Genomic DNA, 24,392 nt, shown 5'->3' with positions numbered 1-24,392 from the left:
GGGGGTGCTACTCCGTCGCGATCGCGTTCAGGACGTTCATCCGGCCCGCGCGGAAGGCCGGCACCAGGGCCGCGAACAGGCCCACGAACGCCGAGCCCACGAAGACCGTGATGATCGTCGGCCACGGGATCTCCAGGACGCCCAGTCCCTCCAGCGCCAGCAGCTGCTGGGCGGAGGTGCCCCAGCCCATGCCCAGGCCGAGGCCGAGCAGCGCTCCGAAGAGGGCGATGACCACCGACTCGAGGCGGATCATCCGGCGCAGCTGGCGGCGCGAGAGGCCGATGGCCCGCATCAGGCCGATCTCCCTGGTCCGCTCGACCACCGACAGGGCCAGGGTGTTCACGACTCCGAGGATCGCGACGATGATCGCGAGCGCCAGCAGGCCGTAGACGATGTTGAGCAGCTGCCCGATCTGGTCCTTCAGGTCCTGCTTGAAGTCGGTCTGGTTCTGCACCTTGTACTGCGGGTACTCGGCGAGCGACTTCTTCAGCGCGGTGTACGCCTCCTTCTCCTGGCCGTCGACCGCCTTGGCGAACATGATCATGTTCTCGGGCATCTTCTCGGCCGGGACGTACTGCGCGGCGGTCGTGACGTTCAGATACATCGCGCCCTTGTCGACGTTGGTGTCGTCGGAGGTGATCGCGGCGATCTTCAGCTCTGCGGGGCTGCCGTTCTTGAAGTCGACCTTGATCGTGTCGCCGACCTTCACGCCACGCTTCTCCGCGTAGTCGCTGCCGACGGACATCGCGTCCTTGCCGTACGCGGCGGAGAGTTCACCCGCCACGGTCTCGCGGCGCAGGTCCTGCGCGTACGTCGGGTCCGCGGCGACCAGTTGCAGGTCCTCCGCCGTGCCGTCAGGGGCGGTGATCTTCGCGTCGACGCCCTTGTAATCGGTGACGTGCTCGAGGCCCGGCGTCTTCTTCAGGGCTTCCTGCGCCTGCGGCACGATCGGGCCCATGGTGGCGGACTGCACGATGAAGTCGGCGCCCACCGACTTGTCGAGCTCCTCCGTCGCGGAGGCCACCATCGACGAGCCGACCACCGACAGGCACGCCACCAGGGCGAGGCCGATCATCAGGGCGGCGCCGGTCGCTCCCGTACGGCGCGGGTTGCGCAGCGCGTTGCGCTCGGCCATCCGGCCGACGGGGCCGAACATCCGCAGCACCAGGACGCTGATCACCCGCACCACACCGCCCGCCAGGAGCGGGCCGACCACGACGAAGCCGATCAGGGACAGCACCACGCCGAGGCCGAGGAACATCGACCCCTCGCTCGCCTTCTCCGCCTGCGTGGCGACCAGCAGGGCCGCGGCGCCGCCGCCGGTGAGGACGAGGCCGATGCCGCCGCGGATCCATCCGGCCCTGCCGTCGGCCGGCATGCCGGAGTCACGCAGCGCCGCCATGGGCGAGACCTTGCCGGCGCGGCGCGCCGGGATGTAGGCGGCGAGGACGGTGACGACGATGCCGAGCACCATGCCGACCACCGGCGTCGTCCACTTCACGGTCAGGTCGTCGGTGGAGAGGTTCATGCCGACCGCGGACATCATCTTCATCAGCCCGACGGCCAGCCCCACGCCGGCGGCCACACCGGCGATCGAGCCGACCAGGCCGAGCAGCAGCGCCTCGATGAGCACGGAGCGGTTGACCTGCTTGCGGCTCGACCCGATGGCGCGCATCAGGCCGATCTCCCGGGTGCGCTGGGCGACCAGCATCGAAAAGGTGTTGACGATCAGGAAGATGCCGACGAGGAAGGCGATCCCGGCGAACCCGAGCATCGCGTACTTCATCACGTCGAGGAACGAGCCGACCTCTTCGCGGCCGGCGTCCGCCGCTTCCTCAGCGGTCTGCAGCTTGTACGGCTGCTCCAGGGCGGAGGCCAGGTTCTTCTTCAGCACCTCGTCGCTGACGCCGTCGTCGGCGACGACCATGACATTGGTGAACAGGCCTTCTTTGCCGAGCAGTTCCCGCTGCGCGGTGGCGGTGTCGTAGAAGACGACGGCGGCACCGGGGTTGGTGACCTTGAAGGACGCGATGCCGGTGATCTTCGCGGTGAAGTCTCCGGTGACGGCGATGGTCCGCAGCTCGTCGCCCAGCTTCAGCTTGTGCTTGTCGGCCGTGTCGGCGTCGACCATGACCTCGGTGGGACCGCGGGGGGCGTGGCCCGAGGCGATCTCCATCGACTTGAGGTCGTTCTGGGTCCAGTTGGCCGCGATCGTCGGGGCACCGGTGGTGGAGCCCATGTTCTTGTTCTCGGAGTTGACGACGGTGATGCTCATGCTGGACACGGCGCCCTCGGCGGACTTCACGCCCTCGACCTTGCCGACCTGGTCGACGAGCGAAGCGGGCAGCGTCTCCGGCCTGCCGGTCGCCGGGGCCTCCGTGTCCTCGGCGCCCTTGGGGCTGACGGTCACGTCCGCGGAGGAGACGGCGAAGAGCTTGTCGAACGTGGTGTTCATGGTGTCGGTGAACACGAGCGTGCCCGACACGAAGGCCACCGACAGCAGCACCGCGACGGCCGAGAGGGCCATACGCCCCTTGTGCGCGAAGAAGTTGCGCAGCGAGGTCCTGAAGACGGTCATGACGTCCGCCCGCGCGCGTCGAAGTCCTTCATGCGGTCGAGGACGGCCTCCGCGGTCGGCCGGAGCATCTCGTCGACGATGCGGCCGTCGGCGAGGTACAGGACGCGGTCCGCGTAGGAGGCGGCGACCGGGTCGTGCGTGACCATCACGATGGTCTGGCCCAGCTCGTCGACCGACGTGCGGAGGAAGCCGAGCACTTCGGCGCCCGCCCTCGAGTCCAGGTTCCCGGTGGGCTCGTCACCGAAGATGATCTCGGGCCGGGCGGCGAGGGCACGGGCGACGGCGACGCGCTGCTGCTGGCCGCCGGAGAGCTGGGTGGGCCGGTGCTTGAGGCGTTCGCCCAGACCGACCGTCTCGACGACCCGGTTCATCCAGGCGGCGTCGGGCTTGCGGCCGGCGATGTCCATGGGGAGCGTGATGTTCTCCAGGGCGTTCAGCGTCGGCAGCAGGTTGAACGCCTGGAAGATGAAGCCGATCCGGTCCCGGCGCAGCTGCGTGAGCTTCTTGTCCTTCAGTCCGGTGATCTCGGTGTCGTCGAGGAAGATCTGACCCGAGGTGACGGTGTCGAGACCGGCCAGGCAGTGCATGAGGGTCGACTTGCCGGAGCCGGACGGGCCCATGATGGCGGTGAACTGCCCGCGGGCGATGTCCACGTCGACGTGATCGAGCGCGACGACACGGGTCTCCCCGGCGCCGTACGCCTTGACGACCTGCCGCCCCCGTGCGGCGACGGCCGTGCGCCCTCCGGTCTCCCCGGGTGCGGGGGTGGTTACAGCCGTAGTCACGGTAGGTCTCCTAGCTCTGGGAAAATCTGCGGTCTGTTCCGGCGAACGGCGTCGCCGCGGGTACGTGTCGAGTCTTCCGACGGAAGCGGTCCGGCGCGCTGGTGCGCAGCGCAGTCTTGGTCCGGGGGTTTTCCCCACCCCCGGCCGGAACTGCGTCGACTGCGGGCCTCAGCTGCGGCCGTAAGAACAAGTTAAGGAGCGGGACCGGGCCTTCACGTCGTCCGCCGGGACGAACGTCCCCCCGGCAGAAGTAAGGAGGAGCCCCTAGGGGGACTCCACCCACGGGTGGACCCGGTGTACGACGAGACTGCACCCTCCCCCTGCGTCAGCCTCAAGTGAGAAGGTGTCCCCGGAAATAGATGCATGCGGAAAGGACTTGGGCAGCGATGGGGAGCACCGGCCGCACGGAACGCCTGTCCGGAGCCGAGGCGGGCGCGGCCGCACCCCGGGGGCGGGCCCCGGTCGTCGCGGCGCTCATGCTGGGCATGGCGCTGGCCGCGCTCGACGGGACGGTCGTCTCGACCGCCGTGCCCCAGATCGTCGGCGACCTGGGCGGCTTCGCCGTCTTCTCCTGGCTCTTCTCCGGCTACCTCCTCGCCGTCACCGTCACCCTCCCCGTCTACGGCAAGCTCTCCGACACCTTCGGCCGCAAGCCCGTCCTCATCGCCGGCATCATCCTGTTCCTGCTGGGCTCCCTGCTGTGCGCCGTCGCATGGAACATGGCCGCGCTCATCGCGTTCCGCGTCGTCCAGGGCCTCGGCGGCGGGGCGCTCCAGGGCACGGTGCAGACCATCGCCGCCGACCTGTACCCGCTGAAGGAACGCCCGAAGATCCAGGCCCGGCTCTCGACGGTCTGGGCGACGGCGGCGGTGGCGGGTCCCGCGGTCGGCGGGCTGCTCGCCGGTTACGCGGACTGGCGCTGGATCTTCCTCATCAATCTGCCGGTCGGCGCGGTCGCGCTCCTCCTCGTCGCCCGCTACTTCGTGGAGCCGGCCCGTCCCGCTCCGGCGGCCCGTCCCCGTGTCGACTGGGCGGGGGCGCTGTGCGTCTTCGCGACGGGCGCGCTGCTCCTCACCGCCCTCGTCCAGGGCGGCACCGCGTGGCCCTGGCTCTCCCTACCCTCGCTGGCTCTGTTCGGTGGGGGCGCCGTCCTCGTCGCGGTCACCGTCGTCGTCGAACGCCGCGCGGCGGAACCGATCATCCCGGGCTGGGTCTGGCGTCGCCGCACGATCGCTGCGGTCAACCTGGCCCTCGGCGCTCTGGGCCTGCTGATGGTCGCCCCGACCGTCTTCCTCCCCACCTACGCCCAGTCCGTGCTCGGCCTCGGCCCGATCGCCGCGGGCTTCGTACTGTCGGTGATGACCCTGAGCTGGCCGGTCAGCGCAGCCCTGTCCGACCGGGTCTACAACCGCATCGGGTTCCGGCGGACGGCGATCCTCGGCATCGCCGCGGCCATGCTCGTCCTTCTGTCCTTCCCGCTGCTGCCGTTCCCCGGCGAACCGTGGCAGCCTGCGCTCGCCATGCTGCTGCTCGGCGCGGCACTCGGTCTGTTCCAACTGCCCCTGATCGTCGGCGTGCAGTCCACCGTCGGCTGGTCGGAGCGCGGCACCACCACCGCGTCCGTCCTCTTCTGCCGCCAGGTCGGCCAGTCCATGGGCGCGGCCCTCTTCGGCGCGGTCGCCAACGCAGTCCTGCTCTCCCGCCTCGGGGGCGGCAGCCTCGACTCCGTGTCCCACGCCCTGGAGAACCCGGCCACGCTGACGACCGACGCCGCCGACGGCCTGCGGCGGGCCGTGGACGCGGCGGTCGACCACGTCTACCTGGGGGCCGCGGCCGCGGCGGGGGCCGCACTGCTGGTCCTGGTCCTCGTGGCGCCGAAGCGGTTCCCGGTGCGACCGGACGCGGACTGACCGTCGCGCCGCCCCGCACGGCCTCTCGCGTGCGCGGCACACCTTGCGCCCGCAGGTGCGTTCACGGGCAAAGCCCCCGCCACGACTCCCAGGGCGATTTCCGGCCATCCAGGGCAAGGGCGATCTTTCGGCCGGTGTTACCGCCGGTCCGTTCGCTCCTGCACAGGATCGTCACCGAACTGACATACCAGTTGGTCGGGAAGGTCTTACGCCATCGCCATACCCGTGAGTAACGTACGCGGACCACCAGCGCCACCCGCCCACCCTCGGGGCGGCAAGGAGCAAGACGATGTCGTACCACCACCAGCTATTCCCTGATCCGCCGCCGCAGCCACGGGTCCCCGGCCGGCACCGCCAGGAGGCGGCGGACCCGGCATGGGGTTTCGAACCGCAGCCCTGGGACCGGCCGCAGAGCACGCAGCACCACCAGGCCGACGACGGGCACGGCCGCGAACTGCAAAGCCTCGGCTCGGCCTACCGCAGGCTGCGGCGCGTCTCGACGTTCACCGCCCTCGGCTACTTCATCCTCTTCCTGCTCCTGTCCGCCTACGCCCCCTCGATGATGACCGGCGAGGTCAGCGGCGGCCTCACGACCGGACTGGTGCTGGGACTCGTCCAACTGCCCGTGGCTCTCGCCGCGATCGCCGTCTACGAGCGCATCGCAGGCACACGCGTCGACCCGCTGGTCGCCTCGGTCAGGGAACGCTCCGAGCGGACGGCCCCGCACAGCGGACGGCAGCCGAGGGGAGGTGCGCGCGCATGAACGGGTTCAGCTCCGAAGCCCAGACCATGTCCCTCATGGCGTTCATCGCCGTCATCACCGTGACGCTCCTGCTGTGCGTGATGACCGGACCCGACCGGGACGACCTCGGCGAGTTCTACACCGGCTACCGCTCCCTGTCCCCCATGCAGAGCGGCATGGCCATCGCGGGCGACTACATCTCCGCCGGAACCGTACTCGGCACCATCGGCATCATCGCGCTCCTCGGGTACGACGGCATGACGCTCACCCTGAGCACCGTGCTGTCGCTGGTCCTGATGATGTTCCTGCTCGCCGAACCCCTGCGCAACGCGGGCCGGTTCACCATGGGCGACGTCTTCGGCCGCCGCGCACCGGGCCCCGTCGTACGGATCACCGTGGCCGCCGTCACCCTCGCCGCGCTGCTGCCGCTGGTCATCTTCCAGTTGGCGGGTGCGGGTGACCTGCTCGCCGTCGTCCTCGGCTTCCACGCCGACGGGTTCAAGACCGGGGCGATCGTGTTCCTCGGACTGCTGATGATCACGTACGCGGCGATCGGCGGCATGAAGGGCACCGCCTTCATCCAGATCGTCAAGACCGTCGTACTGCTCGGCGCGGCCACCGTCATCGCCGTACTGATCCTCGACCGCTTCGACTTCAGCCCGCCCGCGCTGCTCGACGCCGCCAAGGAAGGCAGCGGGCTGAAGGACGCGTACCTCACCCCCGGGCTCCAGTTCGCGGGCGACGAGATCGACATGATCAGCACCCAGTTGACCGTCGTGCTCGGCGCGGCGGTACTGCCCCACATCACGATGCGCATGTTCACCGCCCGCAACGCGAGGTCCGTGCGGCGCTCCATGTCCTGGGCAGTGTCCATCGTCGTCGTCACCTGCCTGCTGATCGCCGTGATCGGCTTCGGCGCCGCGGCGCTCGTCGGGCACAAGGAACTCGCCGCCGGGGACCCGCAGGGCAAGACCGCGTTCCTGATGGTCACGCAGGCCGTCCTGGGCAACGACCCGAACACCGTCGAGACGCTGGTGTTCACCGCCGTGGCCACCGCGATCTTCCTCACGCTGCTCGCCTCGGTCGCCGGAATCACCCTGGCGTGCGCCAACACCCTGGCCCACGACCTGATCGCGCACGGGCTGCGCGATGCGAGGCTCACCGACCGCACCGAGATGGCCATCGCCAGGTCCGCCGCGGCGGGCGTCGGCCTCGTCGCCATCGCGATCGCCGCCGGCGCCAGGCACCTGAACCTCCAGGCGCTGCTGACCCTGTCCTTCTGCATCGGCGCGTCCGCCGTCGCGCCCGCCCTCGTCTACAGCCTCTTCTGGCGCCGCTACACCCGTACGGGACTGCTCGCCACGCTCATCGTGGGAACCGTCTCCGCGCTCGTCCTGACCAGCGGGAGCAACCTGGTGTCCGGATCACCGCAGTCCGTCTTCCCCGACCAGGACTTCAACTGGTTCCCGTACACCACGGCCGGCCTGGTCTCCATCCCGCTCGGCTTCCTCGCAGGCTGGCTCGCGACCGTCCTCTACGACAACGACGCGGCGGTCCAGCGCAGCCGCTACGAGGACCTGGAACCCACGATCCTCGCGGGGACGTCGACGCACTCCTGACCTGCGCGCACGAACGAGGGCGCCCGGTCCGTGGTTCACGGACCGGGCGCCCTCGCATGTCGTACTGCGCGGCCTACAGCAGGCCGTCCCACATCTGCTCGAGGAGTACCGACCACCAGCTCTCCGGCGACGAAAGCGCCGCCGGGTCCAAGGCCGCCAGCTGGGCCTGGAAGTCGACCGTCCAGCGGCCCGCCTGCTCCGGGGTGAGGCCGAAGCGCAGCCGCCACATACGGCCGAGCAGCGCCAGGCAGCGTACGAACTCGGGCAGGCCCGTGTTCACGAACTGCGGCGCCACGGGCCGGCCGCCCGGACCGGACTCCACGGGCACCGCCACGATGTGCGCCGTGCCGTACTGGACACAGATCGCACGGCCGAAGTCGCTGCCGACCACCAGGTACGAACCGGCGTCGGACGCCGGCTGCACCTGGCGCTGAGCGGCGAGCTCCGCCAGCGTCGGCACCACCGGCTGGGCCGGCTGCGCCCAGAAGAACGGGTTGAAGTCGCCCGGCAGACCCGCCCACACCAGGGTCGCCGCCACGACCTCCGGCACACCCTGACGCGACACGGCCCGCTGGTCGAACCGGCACAGACCCTGCGGCCCGAATGCGCCCGCCAGCTCCTGTGCCACGCCCTCCGGCGGGATCGGCGGCGCCGGCGGAACCTGCGGCAGCGGGGCGCGCACCGGCGCGGGACGGGCAGGCCCGTCCGCGACCTGGTGCAACTCGCCCTGGTGGGCGAGCAGTTGCTGCATGCCCTGCTGACGTGAGGCGTGGTCCCTGCCGTACGGGGCGATCGACGTGATCCGCGCCTGCGGCCATGTCTCACGGATCATCCGGGCACAGTACGCACCCGGCAGCTCGCACGACTCCAGCTCCGTGTGCAGTTCCAGCACCTGCTGCGGCGGCACGTTCATCGCGCGCAGCTCGTGCAGGATCTGCCACTCCGGGTGCGGGGTGCCCGGCGCGGAGCGGCGGATCAGTTGGGCCTCCGAGCCGTCGGGCGCGCGGTAGCGCAGGACGGCCTGGTAGCCGGGACCGACCGTCGGCACACCGGTGGGCTGCTGGGGGTAGCCGTACGGCGGACGACCGCCGCCCGGAGGAGGCTGCGGCGCGTGCGGCACCGGACCGGGGGCGCCGGGAGGACCGGGAGGTCCCGGAGGCTGCGGTGCCCCCGGACCCATCTGGGCAGGACCGGCCAGCATCGTCGCGGCCTGGTGCACCCCACCACCGGGAGGCGGCGTCGAACCGGGGGGCGGCGGCGAGCCGGGCGGGCCGGGAGGCTGCGGCGCCCCCGGACCCATCTGCGCGGGACCGGCCAGCATCGTCGCCGCGTGGTGCACCCCACCACCGGGAGGCGGCGTCGAACCAGGAGGCGGCGTCGAACCGGGAGGCGCGGGCGGGCCGGGAGGCGGCGGCGTGGAACCCGGCGGCCTCGGCGGGCCGGGAGGCTGCGGCGCCCCCGGACCCATCTGCGCGGGACCGGCCAGCATCGTCGCGGCCTGGTGCACCCCGCCGGCGGGAGGCGGCGTCGAACCAGGAGGCGCCGGCGGACCGGGCGGGCCGGGAGGCTGCGGACCCTCGGGGCCGAGCTGCGAGACGAGTTGGGTGGGCAGGTAGCCGCCCGCCGGGGCGCCGGGCGCACCCGGACCCGACGGCGGCGGCGTCGCGCCGGCGCCCGGCCGTGCGCCGGGGGTGCCGGGAGCGCCGGGCGGCGGCGGGGTCGTCGATCCCGTACCGCCGCGCGCACCGCGCGGCGGCAGCACGGCCTTGCTCGTCGCCGCGTCCGCTATGTCGGCGGCACCGGTACCCGGCGCGGGCGGCGGCGTCTGCTGCTGCTGCGACCGCGGTGGCTCGGCCTGCGGCTGCGGCTGCACGCCCAGTCCCGGCACGACCGCGGTCCTCGGCAACTGACTGCCGCCCGACATCAGCGCCGTGGGCGCGTCGGCCCCGACGGGCGGCGGTGTGCTGCTGTCGTCCAGCGAGACCGGCGGCGCGAACACGGTGGCCGGTAGCGGCACGGACGCGTCGTCAGGTCCCGCGGAACTGGTGTCCGTCCAGCCGGTGCCGCCGGACGGCGTGGCGGGCACCCCGTCGGACGCCGTCGGCTCGTGGTCCGCCGCCCCGGCACTCGGCCAGGCGGATCCGCCCCGCGACGCGTCCGCGCCCGGTGACGAACCTGCCTCCGGCCACCCGGACCCCGTCGAGGACGACGCGGAAGCAGCGGAGGAAGAAGAGGACGAGGAAGCGGACGAGAACGACGAGGACAGGGAGGAGGCAGCCGAACTGCCCGACGCCTGCGAGGCGTTGCCGCCGATCGAAGCCTGGTCGTCGGACGCCCCGGCAGCGGGGGCCGGCGACTCGTCCGCGCCGGAGGCGGGAGCGGCGGCAGCAGCGGGAGCCGCGGGCACGGCCGGAGCCGACGCCCCGGCAGGAGTCGAGGAGTCCGACGAACGCCGGTCGGGAATACCCATCCTGTCCGCCGCGTCCTGGAGCCACTCGGGCGGGCTCAACAGGAACGACGTCTGGTTCAGATCGATCCGCTGCGGCGCTTCCGGCGCCGCCTGCGAGGCGTCCGGGGTGCCCCCGTACTCCTCCTCGTACCGCCGGATCACCTCACCGACCGGCAGCCCCGGCCACAGCGTCGCCTCACCGCTGTCCCTGGCGATCACCAGCCGCTGACGGCCACCGTCGGAACGGGCACCCTGCTCGCGGTCCTCCGCCCACACGACGAATCCGAGGTCGAACTCGCGGACCCGCACCTCACGGTGCTGGTACGCGGGCACGTCGCCGTTGACCCACTCCTCGGCGCGCTCCTGCGCCTGCGCGAAAGTCACCACCGGTCGATCACCCCTCGCCCGAAACGGGAACGGCACGCGCGAAGCCGCCGTCCACCATCAGATTCGCCACGGTCTCCAGCTCCGGCGGATTGCCCGCGAGCCGCTGCAGGAACGCGTCGAAGTCCTCGCCGCAGGGCAGCAGCAGCCTCTCCACGCGCTCCTGCACGTTCCACCCGTCCTGGTCACGGGCGTCGTCGTACGCGCAGAACCACACCGAACCGATGTCCGTGCCCCGCACCTTCAGCGCGAGGATCCCGCCCTGGACGAACGCGACGCCCAGGTAGTCCTTGGTCAGATGGTCCCGCAGGCACTTGTTGACGTACACCAGGTCGTTGACCGCGGCCTCTTCGCGCACGGTGAAGAACGGCTGGTCCACCAGCAGACCCAGCTCCGCGTCGAGCGCCGCGCCGACCGGTGCGGAGCCGCCCGCCGCCTTGAGGAAGGAGCGGTACGCGCCGGGCAGGCGGTAACCGAGGTCCTCCTCGACGTGGCGCAGCTGCTGCTCGGTCACCGACACGGCGCCCTTCGGCAGGCCGAAGTGGGCGGGCCGCGTCTCCTGGAGCGGGCGCGTGCCCCGCTTGGAGTGGTCGACGGCCGCCGTCGTCAGACCGCCGTGATGCCGCAGGAGCGCCTTCACCTCGACGGGCACGAGCTCCAGTCGCCGCGAGTTCGGTACGTGGTGCCACGTCCAGCCGTGAGGCGTCGCGACCGCCGGGACCGTGTCCCACAGGGGGTGCCCGTCCGCGGCCAGAGCGGCGTTCGCGGAGACGAAGTCCGTGAGGCGCAACTCGTCCACGCCGAAACCCTCAGGAGGCTCGGCGATCTCCGCGGCCGCGCGGGCGTACGGCGAGAAGTCCGGGTGTCCCCCGTCGTCGACCCGCACCCCTCTGGGGTGACGGGAGGCGCGGACCGGGTCCGGGAAGTGCACGACCTGCCCGGCGTAGGCCGCATTCGGTGGCGCGGTACCCGCACCGGCCCCGGGGCCCGTAGCTGCCCCCAGGCCTTGCCGACCTGTCGTCATGGCGTTCTGCCCCCTGCTGGCTTCTGGCTGGTTCAGCACAGCCTAAGCGGTGCGGCAATAGTGGCTGCCTGGCCTCCGGTTCCGTAACGAAGAGTCACTTTCGAGTGACCCATAGGCCCAGGGACGACACCACGGCGACACGTTTCAGCTACCCAGCTTCCTTACCAGCCACCCCATTTGGCAGGCTGTCTACCGCACCACGGGGGAGTGCACGGGAGGGACGGCAACACCATGCACACAGCGCAACCAAGCACATCAGGTGATCCACGCCTCAGCTGGAGCGCCGACGGGTCCGGACAGGCGCCCGGACTGCGGCACCGCCGTGACGGAATCCTGCCCGCCGTGGCGGCCGCACTCTCCGTACGCGGCGAGACGCTCACCTGCACGGCGGGGAAGGGCGACCAGCCGCCCGTCCTCCACCCACTCGTACAGGATTTCCTCGACACCCTCACGAGTGGCCAGCGTGAACGCTTCACGGGGCGCTGCCCGGAGGCGATCCTGCTCTCCCGCCATCTCACCGCCGCGGAGACCCAGCGCTCCAAGCGCGCCCAGCGCAAGCCCCTCACCCATGGCGAGGCTCGGCGGGCGCTCAAGCATGCCAAGCTGACCGCACGCCGCATCCGTGAGGACGGCGACCCCCTGCACGGCAGCTACGCACCGCCCTGCCGGTCGTGCACCGCGATGCTCGACCACTTCGGCGTACGCCCCGTCGCCCCGACCGCACCCGAGAACGGCTGACCCGCGACCGATGCCCGACCACCTCAGCACCACCCGCTTCCCCGTCGCCGTCGACGCCGCGCTGCGCGATGCGGGCTGGCAGCCAGGCCGCTGGGACATCAAGCAGGCCGAGCACTGGGCGGACACCCTGCGCGCACATGTCTCGCCGGCCGGCCACCAGCACACGGTCTTCCCGGCGGCCGTGGAGGCGTGGGCGGAGTTCGGCGGGCTCACCGTCGTCGCACCCGGGCCGGGACGGCAGCACGCGCCCGCGCCCCTGCGTTTCGACCCTCTCGAAGGCCTTCATCTGGCACGCACCCTGGCCGACCTCGGCCGGGCCCTCGACACGGAGATCTCGCCGCTCGGCATGGAGGGCGACCAGCAGGCGGTGCTGGCCATGGACATGGAGGGCCGCGTCTACAGCATCGACCACACCGGCGACTGGTATCTCGGCGCCGACATCGACCAGGCCCTGACCACCCTCGTCACCGGCGTCCGGCCGACCCGGCTCACCCCGGGCTGAGCGACGGCCCGGATCCGCGGCAGGCGGCCGGGGCCCACAGCCGGGCTCACCGCAGGCTGACCTCCGCCCGGTCGGGCAGCACCGCGGACACCCGGAATCCCCCCGTGTCCGTCGGCCCCGACACGAAGACCCCGCCCAGCGCGGTCACCCGCTCCCGCATGCCCACCAGGCCGTTGCCACCGCTGGGCAGCCCGGCGTCCGCCGCGCCACCCGCCGCGTCGGGGGCGCCGTTCTCCACCTGCATCGCGACCTCCTCGTCGCGATGCGCCAGCCGCACCATCACCTTGGCGCCCGCCGCGTGCTTGTGGACGTTGGTCAGCGCCTCCTGGATCACCCGGTACGCCGTCTGCTCCACCTCGGGCGGATACGCCCGTACGTCCCCCTGCACGGCGAGCTCCACCACCATGCCCGCCTGCCGCGACTGACCCACGAGCACCTCGATGTCCGCGATGCAGGGCCCGTCCGCCGCGGCGGCGGCAGCGGCGGCCGCGGCCGCCGCGCCCACCGCGGCCAGCGGCGGCGCGTCCGCCCGTGCCGTCACCCTGCTCTCGCCGGAACGCAGCACCCCGAGCATCTCGCGCAGCTCCGTCAGCGCCTGGCGGCCCATGTCCCCCACCAGCGCCGCGTTCTTCACCGCCTTCTGCGGGTCCTTCAACGCCACCGCCTGCAACGCCGCCGCGTGCACCACCATCAGACTCACCCGATGGGCCACCACGTCGTGCATCTCCCGCGCGATACGGGTCCGCTCCTCCTGGCGCGCCCACTGCGCCCGCTGCTCCGCCCGGTCCGCCAGCAGCGACAGTTCCTGCTCCAGGCTGTCCGCCCGTTCCCGCAGGCTCTCCATGAGCCGCCGGCGGGCCCCTATGTAAAGGCCGAGCAGCACCGGAGGGGCCGTCAGCCCGAGCGACATGAAGACGGCCATCAACGGCACGTACGGTGCGCTGTAGTCGCCCGCCTCCACGTCCTGCCGTACGCGCACGAAGGTCACGATGAACGTCGCGGACAGGGCCATCCCCGCCAGCGTCGCCGTGATCCGCCGCGGCACGTCGGAGGCGGCGAGCGTGTACAGCCCGACGAGCCCCATCAGAAAGCCCATCTCGGCCGGCGTCGTCGCGATGGACACCAGGACGACGGCGATCGGCCACCGACGTCTCAGTACCAGCACGGATCCGACCGCCAGCCCGAACAGCACACCCAACGGCACGGGCAGCGCGGCCTGTTCCGCGAACCCGACACCTTGTAGCGCGCACTCGACGGCGGAGGCGACGGCCAGGCCCACGTCCAGCACTGCACTGCGCCGTCGTCTCCACCACAGCGGACCCCGGGCGGTCGAACCCGAGGCCTCCTGCTGTGCCCCCGTTGTGGTCATGTGTTCCAGCCTACGGGCGGGCGCGAGTCATTTTCCTACCGTCACGCCGAGGCCACCTGGCATAGTGTGTGGTGCCGGTCCGGTAGCCGAACACTATGTCCGGTTCCGGCGCGTTCCATCCCCCGTGGTGTAATTGGCAGCACTGTGGCTTTTGGTGCCATCTGTTCGGGTTCGAGTCCTGACGGGGGAGCTTTCCGGCCTCCGGGTCGCGCATCTTCGGGTCCTGACCTCCGGTCGGGACCCGCACTCGTTTCCGGCCCGAAACCCCCCGGTATCCTTCGGTTGTCCCACCACCCGAAGCCGAAGGGCATACCCGTGAGCGCCAATCGCCCGGCAGCCGTCGTCGTCCTCGCAGCGGGTGAGGGCACCCGCATGAAGTCGAAGACTCCCAAGGTCCTGCACGAAATCGCCGGACGTTCGCTCGTCGGACACGTCGTGTCCGCGGCACGCGAGCTCGGTCCCGAGCAACTCGTGGTGGTCGTCGGGCACGCACGGGAGCAGGTCGAGGCACACCTCGGCGAGCACTACGCGGGCACCCGTACCGCCTTCCAGGCCGAGCAGAACGGCACCGGGCACGCGGTGCGCATGGGGCTCGAGGAGCTCGGCGGCGTCTGGGGGTCCTCCCCGGCCGCAGGCTCTGGAGGAGGGACCGTCGTCGTCGTGTGCGGCGACACCCCGCTGCTCTCCGGCGCCACTCTTTCCGCGCTGGCCGAGACGCACTCGGCCGACGGCAACGCCGTGACCGTGCTGACCGCCGAGGTGCCGGACTCCACCGGCTACGGGCGCATCGTGCGGGACGCCACCGACGCCGTCACCGCGATCGTCGAGCACAAGGACGCCACCGACGAGCAGCGTGCGATCCGTGAGATCAACTCCGGTGTGTTCGCGTTCGACGGGCAGCTCCTCGCCGACGCCCTGACGAAGGTGCGGACGGACAACAGCCAGGGCGAGGAGTACCTGACCGACGTGCTGGGGATCCTGCGCGAGGCGGGCCACCGGGTCGGCGCGTCCGTGGCCGGCGACCACCGCGAGATCCTCGGCATCAACAACCGGGTTCAGCTGGCGGAGGCCCGCAAGCTGATGAACGAGCGGCTGCTGGAGCAGGCCATGATGGCCGGCGTCACGGTCGTGGACCCGGCTTCGGTGATCATCGACGTGACGGTGACGTTCGAGCCGGACTCGGTGGTGCACCCCGGTACGCAGCTGCTGGGCGCCACGCACATCGCGGAGGGCGCGGAGGTCGGTCCGAACTCGCGCCTGACGAACACGACCGTGCGCGCGGGCGCCCGGGTGGACAACACGGTGGCGGATTCGGCCACCGTGGGCGAGGGCGCCTCGGTGGGCCCGTTCGCCTACCTGCGGCCCGGTACGCGTCTCGGCGCGAAGGCCAAGGCGGGCACGTTCGTCGAGATGAAGAACTCGTCGATCGGTGAGGGCACGAAGGTGCCGCACCTGTCGTACGTGGGCGACGCGACGATCGGCGAGTACACGAACATCGGCGCCGCGAGCGTCTTCGTGAACTACGACGGGGAGTCGAAGCACCACACGACGATCGGGTCGCACTGCAAGACGGGCTCGGACAACATGTTTGTGGCTCCTGTCACGGTCGGGGACGGTGCTTACACCGCCGCCGGCTCCGTGATCACGAAGGATGTGCCGGCCGGTTCGCTGGCCGTCGCCCGCGGCCAGCAGCGGAATATCGAGGGTTGGGTGGCTCGTAAGCGCCCCGGAAGCGCGGCCGCCCAGGCTGCCGCGGCGGCAACGCAACAGGTCGCCGAGGAGAACTGACCGAAAACGGCTGCGTCGAACTCGGCGTACCGTGATACGTGCACACAAAATTCGGCTGGCTCGCGTCCAGGACCCTGGTGCCCTGACTTCCGCGACCAGAGAACACGTCTGAGGAGACAGTGCTGTGACCGGGATCAAGACGACCGGCGAGAAGAAGCTGATGCTCTTCTCCGGCCGCGCCCACCCCGAGCTGGCCGAGGAGGTTGCACACCAGTTGGGTGTCGGCCTCGTCCCGACGAAGGCTTTCGACTTCGCCAACGGCGAGATCTACGTCCGCTTCCAGGAGTCCGCCCGTGGAGCGGACTGCTTCCTGATCCAGAGCCACACGGCGCCCATCAACAAGTGGATCATGGAGCAGTTGATCATGATCGACGCTCTGAAGCGGGCCTCCGCCCGGAGCATCACCGTGATCATCCCGTCCTACGGCTACGCCCGCCAGGACAAGAAGCACCGCGGCCGTGAGCCGATCTCGGCCCGTCTGATCGCGGACATGCTGAAGTGCGCCGGTGCCCACCGCATCCTCACGGTGGACCTCCACACGGACCAGATCCAGGGCTTCTTCGACGGCCCCGTGGACCACCTGTCGGCGCTGCCGGTGCTCGCCGACTACGTGGGCGCCAAGGTCGACCGCGCCAAGCTGACGATCGTCTCCCCGGACGCCGGCCGTGTGCGTGTGGCCGACCGCTGGTGCGACCGGCTGGACGCGCCGCTGGCGATCGTCCACAAGCGCCGCGACAAGGACGTCGCCAACCAGGTGACCGTCCACGAGGTCGTCGGCGAGGTCGAGGGCCGCGTCTGCGTGCTGGTCGACGACATGATCGACACGGGCGGCACCATCTGCGCCGCGGCGGACGCGCTGTTCGCGCACGGCGCGGAGGATGTGATCGTGACGGCGACGCACGGCATCCTGTCCGGGCCGGCGGCGGACCGCCTGAAGAACTCGAAGGTGAGCGAGTTCGTCCTGACGAACACGCTGCCGACCCCCGGCGAGCTGGAGCTCGACAAGATCAAGGTGCTGTCCATCGCGCCGACGATCGCCCGCGCCGTGCGCGAGGTCTTCGAGGACGGCTCCGTGACGAGCCTCTTCGAGGAGCAGGCGTGAGCCGCGACGGCCGGGCCTGACGGCCAGGCGTAACGTTCCGCAAGGGCCGCCCCGCATCGCGTGGGCGGCCCTTGCGCATGCCCGAGTGATCCACTTTGGGCTTGAGGGAGCGAGCTGGGTAGACTGCTGAGGTTGCTCGGCGAGGGAGGCCGCACTTTCGTGCGGCGGTCCGTTATCGACGCGCTCTTCGTAGCAGGCCTGTCGTGGCCGGGTGACCGCCACCAGATTTCTGCTCAATACGAGGAGTGCACATGTCCGAGGTGAAGCTCACCGCCGAGCGCCGTTCCGAGTTCGGCAAGGGCGCTGCCCGCCGTATCCGCCGTGACAACAAGGTCCCCGGCGTCCTCTACGGTCACGGCACCGACCCGGTCCACGTCACGCTGCCGGGCCACGAGCTGCTGCTCGCCCTGCGCACCCCGAACGTCCTGATCTCCCTGGACCTCGGCGGCACGAACGAGCTGGCCATCCCGAAGGCCGTGCAGCGCGACCCGCTGAAGGGCTTCCTGGAGCACGTCGACCTGCTCCTCGTGAAGCGCGGCGAGAAGGTCAACGTCGAGATCCCGGTCCACGCCGAGGGCGAGCTCGCCCCCGGCGCGTACCTGCTCGAGCACGTGCTGAACGCCCTGCCGGTCGAGGCCGAGGCCACGCACATCCCCGAGTCCGTCTCGGTCTCCATCGCGGGCCTCTCGGCCGGTGACTCCATCCTCGCCAAGGACATCGCCCTGCCGAGCGGCACCACGCTGGCCGTCGAGGACGACACCGTCGTCCTGCAGATCCTGGCCGCGCAGGCCGAGGAGCCGGCCGCCGAGGGCACCGAGGGCGCGGGCGAAGAGGCTGCCGAGGCCTGAGCCGTAAGCTCTTCTCGAGCTTGACGACTGTCGACGGGGTGGCGGGCTGCGGCCCGCCACCCCGTTCCCCTGTTCACGGCCATCTCTACGAGGAGACGCAGCACAGATGTCCGACACGAACGCTCCCTGGCTGATCGTCGGTCTCGGCAATCCCGGGCCCGGGTACGCGGCGAACCGCCACAATGTCGGCTTCATGGTGGCGGACCTGCTGGCGGAGCGCATCGGTGGCTCGTTCAAGCGCGCCCAGAAGGCGCAGGCACAGGTGCTGGAGGGCAGGATCGGGGCTCCGGGGCCGTCGAACCGGCGGGTGATCCTGGCCAAGCCGATGTCGTACATGAATCTGTCCGGCGGTCCGGTGACGGCGCTGCGCGACTTCTACAAGGTGCCGACGGGGAACATCGTCGCCGTCCACGACGAGCTCGACATCGACTTCGGCACGCTGCGGCTGAAGCTGGGTGGCGGGGACAACGGGCACAACGGCCTGAAGTCGATGACCAAGGCGATGGGCCCGGACTACCACCGGGTGCGCTTCGGCATCGGCCGGCCGCCGGGGCGGATGCAGGTGGCGGACTTCGTCCTGAAGGACTTCTCCTCGGCGGAGCGCAAGGAACTGGACTACTTCGTGGACCGCTCTGCCGACGCGGTGGAGTGCCTGGTGATCGACGGCCTGGAACGGGCGCAGGGGACGTACAACTCGTAGGCGTGTCCGACGCGGCCCTGCGCGCCGGGCGCAGCGGGCGGTCCTTCCTCCAGCACCCGCCTCAGCCGGAACATCCGACGGCGCCGTCCGCACTCGAACCGACCGCCGCCACCGGGTCGCGGATTCCCGCGATGCGGTTCCGCGCGACGCGCCGGCGCACGACGCAAAAGACGTAAGTACTTCTTGCAAGGACCGGGGAAAGACCCACTCGACCCACCCCGCCCCCACGCTCACCCCGGTCACTCACACGGGTGACTTTGGCCAATTGGGCTGGATTCGCCGCCGGTTGGCGGGCATGTGCTCGCCGCGACAACCACACACATGCGACGGCCCCCGGCCGGGACTGCAATCCCGATCGAGGGCCTGACCACCGAGGAAGTTAGGGCTTCCCGATGGATACCCCGAAAATTAGCGCGCCCTCGCGGGCCTCGTCCCGCGTTCCCGGCCGTGTCACCGCCTTCGGCGTGATCCATGTGAACGCGATCCACACCACCCGCTTCACGATCGTCGGCAACCACCTCGCCCAGCACGGCGAGTTGTCGCTCACCGCGATCGGACTCGCCGTGCACATCCAGTCGCTGCCCGACGGGGCCAAGGTCGGCATCAAGGTGCTGGCCGACCGCTTCCCGGAGAGCGAGGCCCGGATCGCTGCCGCGCGCCACCCCCTCACCACCGACCTGCCGGTCACGTGAAACACCCCGCCGGGCTCCTCGCCCACCGCCTCACCGCCCTACTCCCGCCGCCCTTGCCGGCCCTCGGCCCGCCGAAGACCTGTGACCCGCTCCAGAACTGCGACAAGTGCGACCGCGCCTTCCGGAGCCGGGAACCGGGGTGCTGCCGTGACTGCAGAACCGACCTGGCGGGGGCCGCCTAGCATGAGGGGGACGACCCCGGCCACCGGGTACGGACGAGGAGGAGCGAGCACCATGACCATCGCCCCGGACGATGCGCAGCGTGACGCCCGCTTGTACCAGGTCATGCGGGAGTTCGTCTCGTCGATGGACGACACCCTTCCCGGCAAGTTCGAGATCACCAAGGAAGGAATCGTCCACGACATGATGTCGCCCGCCAAGCCACACGAACTCACCGTGCTGCGGGTGCGCAGGCTCCTCGAAAGAGTTCTGCCCGACGGTCTGGTGGCCCATACGGGGACGCCGGACGTGGAGCTCGCGCCCGAGGGCATCATGCGGCACCCCGATGTGATGGTGATCGCCGAGGCGGACATGGAGGGCGAGGGGTCATTCGACCCATGTACGCTCTTCGCCGCCGTCGAGGTCGTTTCCCGGTCGAATCCGGACAACGACTGGGTCGGCAAGACCCGGGACTACCCGCTCCTCGGCATCCCGGTCTACGCCGTCCTCGACCCGCGAACCGGTTCGGGAGCCGTGTTCTCCGACATCCACAGCACCCCGGCTGGTCCTCGCTACGCCACGCGCAAGGAGTTCGTGTACGGGGAGGACATCGCCATCGGCGACTGGACGATCCCGACTGCCGACCTCCCCCGGTACCCGTAGCTCCTGTCCCGTCATCGACCGGCCGGAGTTGACCCGGGGTAGGCCCATGGCCAAGGATCGCGGCCCATGAAGCGGAACTCCTCCGGCCGGATACTGGTCCACGCGCGCAACGCGGCGACGGCGCTCGTCGCCCTCCTGCTGCTGGTCGCAGGTTTCTGGTCGTCCTGGGGCACTGCCCAGCACATCCTGCTCTCCAAGGGCCGGGAGCACGGCACGCTCACCGTCTCCCGCTGCGACGACGACGCCTGCACCGGCGCCTACACGCCCCGGGACCCGGCGCCCGACCGCGCGAACGTGACGATCGAGAAGTCCGTCGCGGTGAAGAAGGGCGTCACGCTGGCCGTCGTCCTGAAGCCCGGCACGGTCGAGGCGGTACGCACCGGCCCGGCGGGCGGTCTGTACGCGTGGGTGCCCCTGGGCGGGGCGCTGCTGCTCGCGGCCCTGGTGATCGGCGGCGGACTGCGGCTGACACGGCTGGCGTGGGGTGCGGCGGGTGTGGGCGGGGCGATGCTGCTGGCGTCGTTCCTGGCGCTCTGACGGTCCGGGGCCGGTTCCGGCCCGGTAGCGGAACGGCGCATTCACCCGATCGTTATCCGGACTATCGGGACGAGCGTGAACTCTTGGTGCGCATGCGGCACTTCATCTCTTGACTGGTCGCCCGGTTCACAGGACGCTGAGCCGCCCCCCACGGCCTTCCCCTCTCACCGATGGACTGCCCATGCGCACGCTCACTGCCACCGGCGCCCTGCTGGCCGCCGCAGCGCTCTCCCTGACGGCGGCCCCGGCCGCGCTCGCCACCCCGCCCGGCGACAACGGCACCGTGAAGATCCACGATGCGAAGACCGGCGAGGAACTCCGCAAGAACGAGCCGAAGGTCTGCACCTTCTACCTCGACGCCTTCGGCTTCGACGCCGGACAGCAGGTCGACTGGCACATCGAGGCCTGGGCGAACAACGAGGCCGACAAGGGAACGACCGTCAAGTCCGGTTCCATCACCCTCGACGCCGACGGTCACGAGCGGACCGCGGACATGACCCTGCCCGACGGGCAGTACAAGCTGTTCTGGAACTTCGAGGGCGAGAACGGCAGCGCCAAGCACAAGGTCTTCAAGACCGACTGCGAGGACGAGGGCTCCAGCCCCTCCGCGACGCCGTCCGACAAGCCCGGCGAGGAGCCGAGCAGCACGCCGAGCGCGCCCGACGCTTCGAGCCCGGCCGCCTCCGCGCCCGCCGGCAGCGACGGTCCCGCACCGTCCGGCGACGACGCGGCCGGTGACCTGGCGGAGACCGGCAACGGCGCGCCGATCGGCGTGCTCTCGGCCGTTGCCGCGGCCCTCGTCGCCACCGGCGGCTACCTGCTGGCGCGGCGCCGCACGGCCGGCCGTCAGCACTGAGTGGACGGCACCCTCGACGAGGATGCCTGAACGACGGTGCCTGAACGACGGTGCCTGAACGACGGTGCCTGAACGACGGTGCCCCCGCCGGCCGCTGCATGTCAGCGGCCGGCGGGGGCACCTTCATGTCGTCCGGCGTCAGCCGGTGTTACGCAGCCCGGCCGCGACGCCGTTGACCGTCAGCAGCAGCGCACGGGCAAGCAACGGGTCGGCCTCCTCGCCCCGTTCGGCCGCGTCGCGCTGCCGCTTGAGCAGCGCCACCTGGAGGTAGGAGATCGGGTCCAGGTAGGCGTCCCTGATGGCGAACGTCTGCTGGAGCACCGGGTTGGAGCCGAGCAGTTCGTCGTTGCCCGTCACCTTCAGCACCTCGCTGACGGTGAGCGCGTGCTCCGCCTCGATGGCCTCGAAGACGTGCTTCAGGTTCTCCGGCACCAGCGTGTCGACGTAGTGGCGGGCGATCCGCAGGTCCGTCTTGGCCAGCGTCATCTCCACGTTGGCGATGAAGTTGCGGAAGAAGTGCCAGTTGCCGTGCATCTCCGCGAGCACGGTGTCCAGACCGGCCTCACGCAGCGCCTTGAGGCCGGAGCCCACACCGAACCAGCCCGGCACGATCTGCCGCGACTGCGTCCAGCCGAACACCCACGGGATGGCCCGCAGTCCGTCGAGGCCGGCGCCCGAGTCGGGACGGCGCGCAGGCCGCGAGCCGAGGTGCAGTTCGGCGAGCTGGTCGACGGGGGTGGCGGCGAAGAAGTACGCCGGCAGGTCCGGGTCCTCGACGAGCCTGCGGTAGGCGGCGTGTGCGGCGTCGGAGACGGTGTCCATGGCCGCGTCCCAGCGCGCCAGCGCCTCGTCGGACTGGCGGGGCGCCGTGTGCAGGGCGGAGGCCTGGAGCGTGGCGGCGACCGTCAGCTCCAGGTTCTCCCTGGCCAGGGACGGGATCAGGTACTTGTCGGAGATGACCTCGCCCTGCTCGGTCACCTTGATCTCGCCCTCGAGCGTGCCCCAGGGCTGCGCGAGGATCGCGTCGTGGGAGGGGCCGCCACCACGGCCGACGGTGCCGCCGCGGCCGTGGAAGAGACGCAGCCGCACGCCGTGGCGGTGGGCGACGTCACGCAGCCTGCGCTGGGCGCGGTGGATCTCCCACTGGCTGGTGGTGATGCCGCCGAACTTGGACGAGTCGGAGTAGCCGAGCATGACCTCCTGGACGTCGCCGCGCAGGGAGACGAGCCGGCGGTAGGAGGGGTCGGCGAGCATGCCCTCGAGGATGACGTCCGCGGCCTTCAGCTCGTCGGTGGTCTCCAGCAGCGGCACGATGCCGATCTTGGCCCAGCCGGCGTGCAGGTCGACCAGACCGGCCTCACGGGCGAGGACCGCGGCGGCGAACACGTCGTCCGCGCCCTGGCACATCGAGATGATGTACGACTCGATGACCTCGGGGCCGAACCGCTCGAAGGCCTCCTTGACCGTGTGGAAGACGCCGAGGGTCTTCTGTCCCGCGGCGTCCAGCGGTGCCGGGGTGGGGGCGAGGGGCCGCCGTGAGCGGAGCTCCTTGGCGAGCAGCTTCTGCCGGTAGTCGCGCGGCATGTCCGCGTACCGCCACGACTCCTCGCCGAGCCGGTCGAAGAGCTGGCCGAGGGCGTGGTGGTGCGCGTCGGCGTGCTCGCGTACGTCCATGGTGGCGAGCTGGAGGCCGAAGGCGGACAGGGTGCGGATGACCCGGTCCATCCGGCCGTCGGCGAAGAGCCCGCCGCGGTGCGCGCGCAGCGAGGTCTGGACGAGGGTGAGGTCCGCGATCAGCTCCGCGGTGCCGAGGTAGTCGCGGCCTTCCTCGTGCGGGGTGCCCTTCGCGAGCCGCTCGCGGGTGTTGACGAGCTTCTGGCGGATGCAGGTCGCCTTGAGCCGGTAGGGCTCCTCCGCGTTGAGCCGCTTGTAGCGGGGGCTGATCTCGGGCAGCCGCTCGAGATCGGTCTGCAGGGAGGCGAGCAGCTCGTCGGTGGCCCCGGCGTAGCGGATGGAGTTCGACAGCAGTCCGCGTAGGTAGTCGATGACCTCGATGGCGTCGGTGATGCCGTGCTCGTGCTGGAGGATCAGCACGTCCCAGGTGACGGCGGGCGTGACGTTGGGGTTGCCGTCGCGGTCGCCGCCGATCCAGGTGCCGAAGGTGAGCGGCCGGGTGCCGGGCGGCAGCTCGACGCCGACGCGCTCCAGTTCGGCGGCGAGGTCCTCGAGGACGTCGCCCACGGCGCCCGCGTGCAGTTCGTCGAGGTAGTAGATGGCGTTGCGCGCCTCGTCGGCGGGCTCTGGGCGGACGACACGCAGCTCGTCGGTCTGCCAGATCAGGTCGATGCTCTCGGCGAGGCGCAGGTCGTGGCGGCGCCGGTCGGAGGCGATGACCGGGGTCTCCAGCAACTCGGCGACGCGGCGGAGCTTGTTGAGCACGGAGCGCCGGGCGGCCTCGGTCGGGTGCGCGGTGAAGACCGGCCGTACGTTGAGGTTCCTGACGGTCTCGCGTACGTGCTCGGGGTCGCCGTCCTTGAGCATGTCGGCGGTGCGGGCCAGCAGCCCGCCCTCGGCGGCGCGGCGCTCGCGCATCTCGTGGCCGCGGTGCACCTGCTCGGTGACGTTGGCCAGGTGGAAGTACGTGGAGAACGCGCGGACCAGCTTGGCCGCGGTCTCCAGGTCGGTGTCGCCCAGCAGCTCGGCGGCGGCCTCACCGTCGGTGCGTGTCAGGGCGCGGACCCGCTCGACGAGGTCGAGGAGCTCCGGGCCCTCCTGGCGGACGAGGGTCTCGCCCAGAAGATCGCCCAGTCGGCGGATGTCGGCACGCAGTTCTGCACTGGCGGTGGGGGTCTGGTCGGCACTGCTCACAGGTGCGGCTCCTTGCAGTGTTTGAGCACGTCTGGAGGGGTACTGGAGGCTTGCGGACCGCGCTGTCCGACGCCACCCA

18 protein-coding genes, 1 tRNA gene and 1 pseudogene are annotated in these 24,392 nt (G+C 71.0%); 14 read left to right on the top strand and 6 right to left on the bottom strand.

Annotation, left to right across the window (positions count from 1 at the left end; genetic code table 11):
* Window positions 1–7: 7 nt before the first annotated feature.
* Together GLX30_RS20965 and GLX30_RS20960 are read right to left on the bottom strand one after the other, a co-directional pair.
* Window positions 8–2,578 (bottom strand): FtsX-like permease family protein, encoded by a 2,571-nt coding sequence (locus tag GLX30_RS20965; protein ID WP_159691212.1) that lies wholly within the window; start codon window positions 2,576–2,578, stop codon window positions 8–10.
* Entirely contained in the window at window positions 2,575–3,363 is a 789-nt protein-coding gene (locus GLX30_RS20960) for an ABC transporter ATP-binding protein (protein WP_159691209.1), read from the bottom strand. Before GLX30_RS20960 ends, GLX30_RS20965 begins: the two co-directional genes overlap by 4 nt.
* A 386-nt stretch (window positions 3,364–3,749) precedes the next feature.
* Here GLX30_RS20960 and GLX30_RS20955 point away from each other — a divergent pair, with 386 nt between their 5' ends.
* From GLX30_RS20955 to GLX30_RS20945, 3 genes are all read left to right on the top strand, one after another.
* On the top strand, window positions 3,750–5,273 hold the full coding sequence (locus GLX30_RS20955; RefSeq protein ID WP_159691206.1) for an MFS transporter: 1,524 nt from the start codon (window positions 3,750–3,752) through the stop codon (window positions 5,271–5,273).
* Between the two features lie 289 nt (window positions 5,274–5,562).
* Window positions 5,563–6,036 (top strand): DUF485 domain-containing protein, encoded by a 474-nt coding sequence (locus GLX30_RS20950; protein WP_159691203.1) that lies wholly within the window; start codon window positions 5,563–5,565, stop codon window positions 6,034–6,036.
* A complete protein-coding gene (locus GLX30_RS20945; RefSeq protein WP_159691201.1) occupies window positions 6,033–7,634 on the top strand; it encodes a cation acetate symporter in 1,602 nt (533 codons plus the stop codon). The genes GLX30_RS20950 and GLX30_RS20945 overlap by 4 nt, the downstream gene beginning before the upstream one ends.
* A 73-nt stretch (window positions 7,635–7,707) precedes the next feature.
* Here the strand turns inward: GLX30_RS20945 and GLX30_RS20940 are convergent, their stop codons facing one another.
* Window positions 7,708–10,470, bottom strand: a complete 2,763-nt coding sequence (locus GLX30_RS20940) for an SUKH-4 family immunity protein (protein WP_159691198.1) — start codon at window positions 10,468–10,470, stop codon at window positions 7,708–7,710.
* 7 nt (window positions 10,471–10,477) lie between these two features.
* Complete coding sequence (locus tag GLX30_RS20935; RefSeq protein WP_159691195.1) at window positions 10,478–11,491, bottom strand: SMI1/KNR4 family protein; 1,014 nt, start codon at window positions 11,489–11,491, stop codon at window positions 10,478–10,480.
* A gap of 231 nt (window positions 11,492–11,722) precedes the next feature.
* Here GLX30_RS20935 and GLX30_RS20930 point away from each other — a divergent pair, with 231 nt between their 5' ends.
* The gene (locus GLX30_RS20930; protein WP_159691193.1) at window positions 11,723–12,229 is read left to right on the top strand and encodes a YwqJ-related putative deaminase; all 507 of its coding nucleotides are present in this window, start codon (window positions 11,723–11,725) and stop codon (window positions 12,227–12,229) included.
* Between the two features lie 10 nt (window positions 12,230–12,239).
* Entirely contained in the window at window positions 12,240–12,731 is a 492-nt protein-coding gene (locus GLX30_RS20925; RefSeq protein ID WP_159691190.1) for an SUKH-3 domain-containing protein, read from the top strand.
* 46 nt (window positions 12,732–12,777) lie between these two features.
* On the opposite strand, the gene GLX30_RS20920 is transcribed toward GLX30_RS20925, so the two are convergent.
* On the bottom strand, window positions 12,778–14,100 hold the full coding sequence (locus tag GLX30_RS20920; RefSeq protein ID WP_159691187.1) for a histidine kinase: 1,323 nt from the start codon (window positions 14,098–14,100) through the stop codon (window positions 12,778–12,780).
* Window positions 14,101–14,218: 118 nt separating this feature from the next.
* Between GLX30_RS20920 and GLX30_RS20915 the strand changes: the two genes are divergently transcribed.
* From GLX30_RS20915 to GLX30_RS20875, 9 genes and pseudogenes are all read left to right on the top strand, one after another.
* Window positions 14,219–14,290: transfer RNA gene (locus GLX30_RS20915), tRNA-Gln, on the top strand.
* A gap of 125 nt (window positions 14,291–14,415) precedes the next feature.
* The gene (gene glmU, locus GLX30_RS20910; protein WP_159691185.1) at window positions 14,416–15,888 is read left to right on the top strand and encodes a bifunctional UDP-N-acetylglucosamine diphosphorylase/glucosamine-1-phosphate N-acetyltransferase GlmU; all 1,473 of its coding nucleotides are present in this window, start codon (window positions 14,416–14,418) and stop codon (window positions 15,886–15,888) included.
* 124 nt (window positions 15,889–16,012) lie between these two features.
* On the top strand, window positions 16,013–16,990 hold the full coding sequence (locus GLX30_RS20905) for a ribose-phosphate diphosphokinase (RefSeq protein ID WP_159691182.1): 978 nt from the start codon (window positions 16,013–16,015) through the stop codon (window positions 16,988–16,990).
* Between the two features lie 251 nt (window positions 16,991–17,241).
* Entirely contained in the window at window positions 17,242–17,838 is a 597-nt protein-coding gene (locus GLX30_RS20900) for a 50S ribosomal protein L25/general stress protein Ctc (RefSeq protein WP_159691180.1), read from the top strand.
* Between the two features lie 106 nt (window positions 17,839–17,944).
* A complete protein-coding gene (pth, locus tag GLX30_RS20895; RefSeq protein WP_159691178.1) occupies window positions 17,945–18,538 on the top strand; it encodes an aminoacyl-tRNA hydrolase in 594 nt (197 codons plus the stop codon).
* Between the two features lie 392 nt (window positions 18,539–18,930).
* Window positions 18,931–19,412: pseudogene (locus GLX30_RS20890) on the top strand (hypothetical protein).
* 52 nt (window positions 19,413–19,464) lie between these two features.
* Window positions 19,465–20,052 carry a Uma2 family endonuclease gene (locus tag GLX30_RS20885; RefSeq protein WP_159691176.1) on the top strand — a complete coding sequence of 196 codons (588 nt, stop codon included), beginning with the start codon at window positions 19,465–19,467 and terminating at the stop codon, window positions 20,050–20,052.
* Between the two features lie 66 nt (window positions 20,053–20,118).
* Window positions 20,119–20,589 carry a hypothetical protein gene (locus GLX30_RS20880; RefSeq protein ID WP_159691174.1) on the top strand — a complete coding sequence of 157 codons (471 nt, stop codon included), beginning with the start codon at window positions 20,119–20,121 and terminating at the stop codon, window positions 20,587–20,589.
* Between the two features lie 181 nt (window positions 20,590–20,770).
* Complete coding sequence (locus GLX30_RS20875; protein ID WP_159691172.1) at window positions 20,771–21,445, top strand: hypothetical protein; 675 nt, start codon at window positions 20,771–20,773, stop codon at window positions 21,443–21,445.
* A gap of 138 nt (window positions 21,446–21,583) precedes the next feature.
* Here GLX30_RS20875 and ppc read toward each other — a convergent pair whose 3' ends face one another.
* Complete coding sequence (gene ppc, locus GLX30_RS20870) at window positions 21,584–24,313, bottom strand: phosphoenolpyruvate carboxylase (RefSeq protein ID WP_159691170.1); 2,730 nt, start codon at window positions 24,311–24,313, stop codon at window positions 21,584–21,586.
* Window positions 24,314–24,392: the final 79 nt, after the last annotated feature.

Origin of the sequence: Streptomyces sp. Tu 2975 (genome assembly GCF_009832925.1) — a bacterium.
Classification (GTDB): Bacteria; Actinomycetota; Actinomycetes; order Streptomycetales; family Streptomycetaceae; genus Streptomyces.
Note: the sequence above shows the minus strand (reverse complement) of the source record. Positions and strands in the feature narration are given on the sequence as shown.

Excerpts from the sequence above, each read along its gene's own strand:
- GLX30_RS20945 (WP_159691201.1), top strand. The coding sequence starts at position 6,033 with ATGAACGGGTTCAGCTCCGAAGCCCAGACCATGTCCCTCATGGCGTTC.
- GLX30_RS20925 (WP_159691190.1), top strand. The coding sequence starts at position 12,240 with ATGCCCGACCACCTCAGCACCACCCGCTTCCCCGTCGCCGTCGACGCC.
- GLX30_RS20880 (WP_159691174.1), top strand. The coding sequence starts at position 20,119 with ATGAAGCGGAACTCCTCCGGCCGGATACTGGTCCACGCGCGCAACGCG.
- GLX30_RS20920 (WP_159691187.1), bottom strand. The coding sequence starts at position 14,100 with ATGACCACAACGGGGGCACAGCAGGAGGCCTCGGGTTCGACCGCCCGG.
- GLX30_RS20955 (WP_159691206.1), top strand. The coding sequence starts at position 3,750 with ATGGGGAGCACCGGCCGCACGGAACGCCTGTCCGGAGCCGAGGCGGGC.
- GLX30_RS20875 (WP_159691172.1), top strand. The coding sequence starts at position 20,771 with ATGCGCACGCTCACTGCCACCGGCGCCCTGCTGGCCGCCGCAGCGCTC.
- GLX30_RS20965 (WP_159691212.1), bottom strand. The coding sequence starts at position 2,578 with ATGACCGTCTTCAGGACCTCGCTGCGCAACTTCTTCGCGCACAAGGGG.
- GLX30_RS20930 (WP_159691193.1), top strand. The coding sequence starts at position 11,723 with ATGCACACAGCGCAACCAAGCACATCAGGTGATCCACGCCTCAGCTGG.
- GLX30_RS20935 (WP_159691195.1), bottom strand. The coding sequence starts at position 11,491 with ATGACGACAGGTCGGCAAGGCCTGGGGGCAGCTACGGGCCCCGGGGCC.
- GLX30_RS20885 (WP_159691176.1), top strand. The coding sequence starts at position 19,465 with ATGACCATCGCCCCGGACGATGCGCAGCGTGACGCCCGCTTGTACCAG.
- pth (WP_159691178.1), top strand. The coding sequence starts at position 17,945 with ATGTCCGACACGAACGCTCCCTGGCTGATCGTCGGTCTCGGCAATCCC.
- GLX30_RS20950 (WP_159691203.1), top strand. The coding sequence starts at position 5,563 with ATGTCGTACCACCACCAGCTATTCCCTGATCCGCCGCCGCAGCCACGG.
- GLX30_RS20900 (WP_159691180.1), top strand. The coding sequence starts at position 17,242 with ATGTCCGAGGTGAAGCTCACCGCCGAGCGCCGTTCCGAGTTCGGCAAG.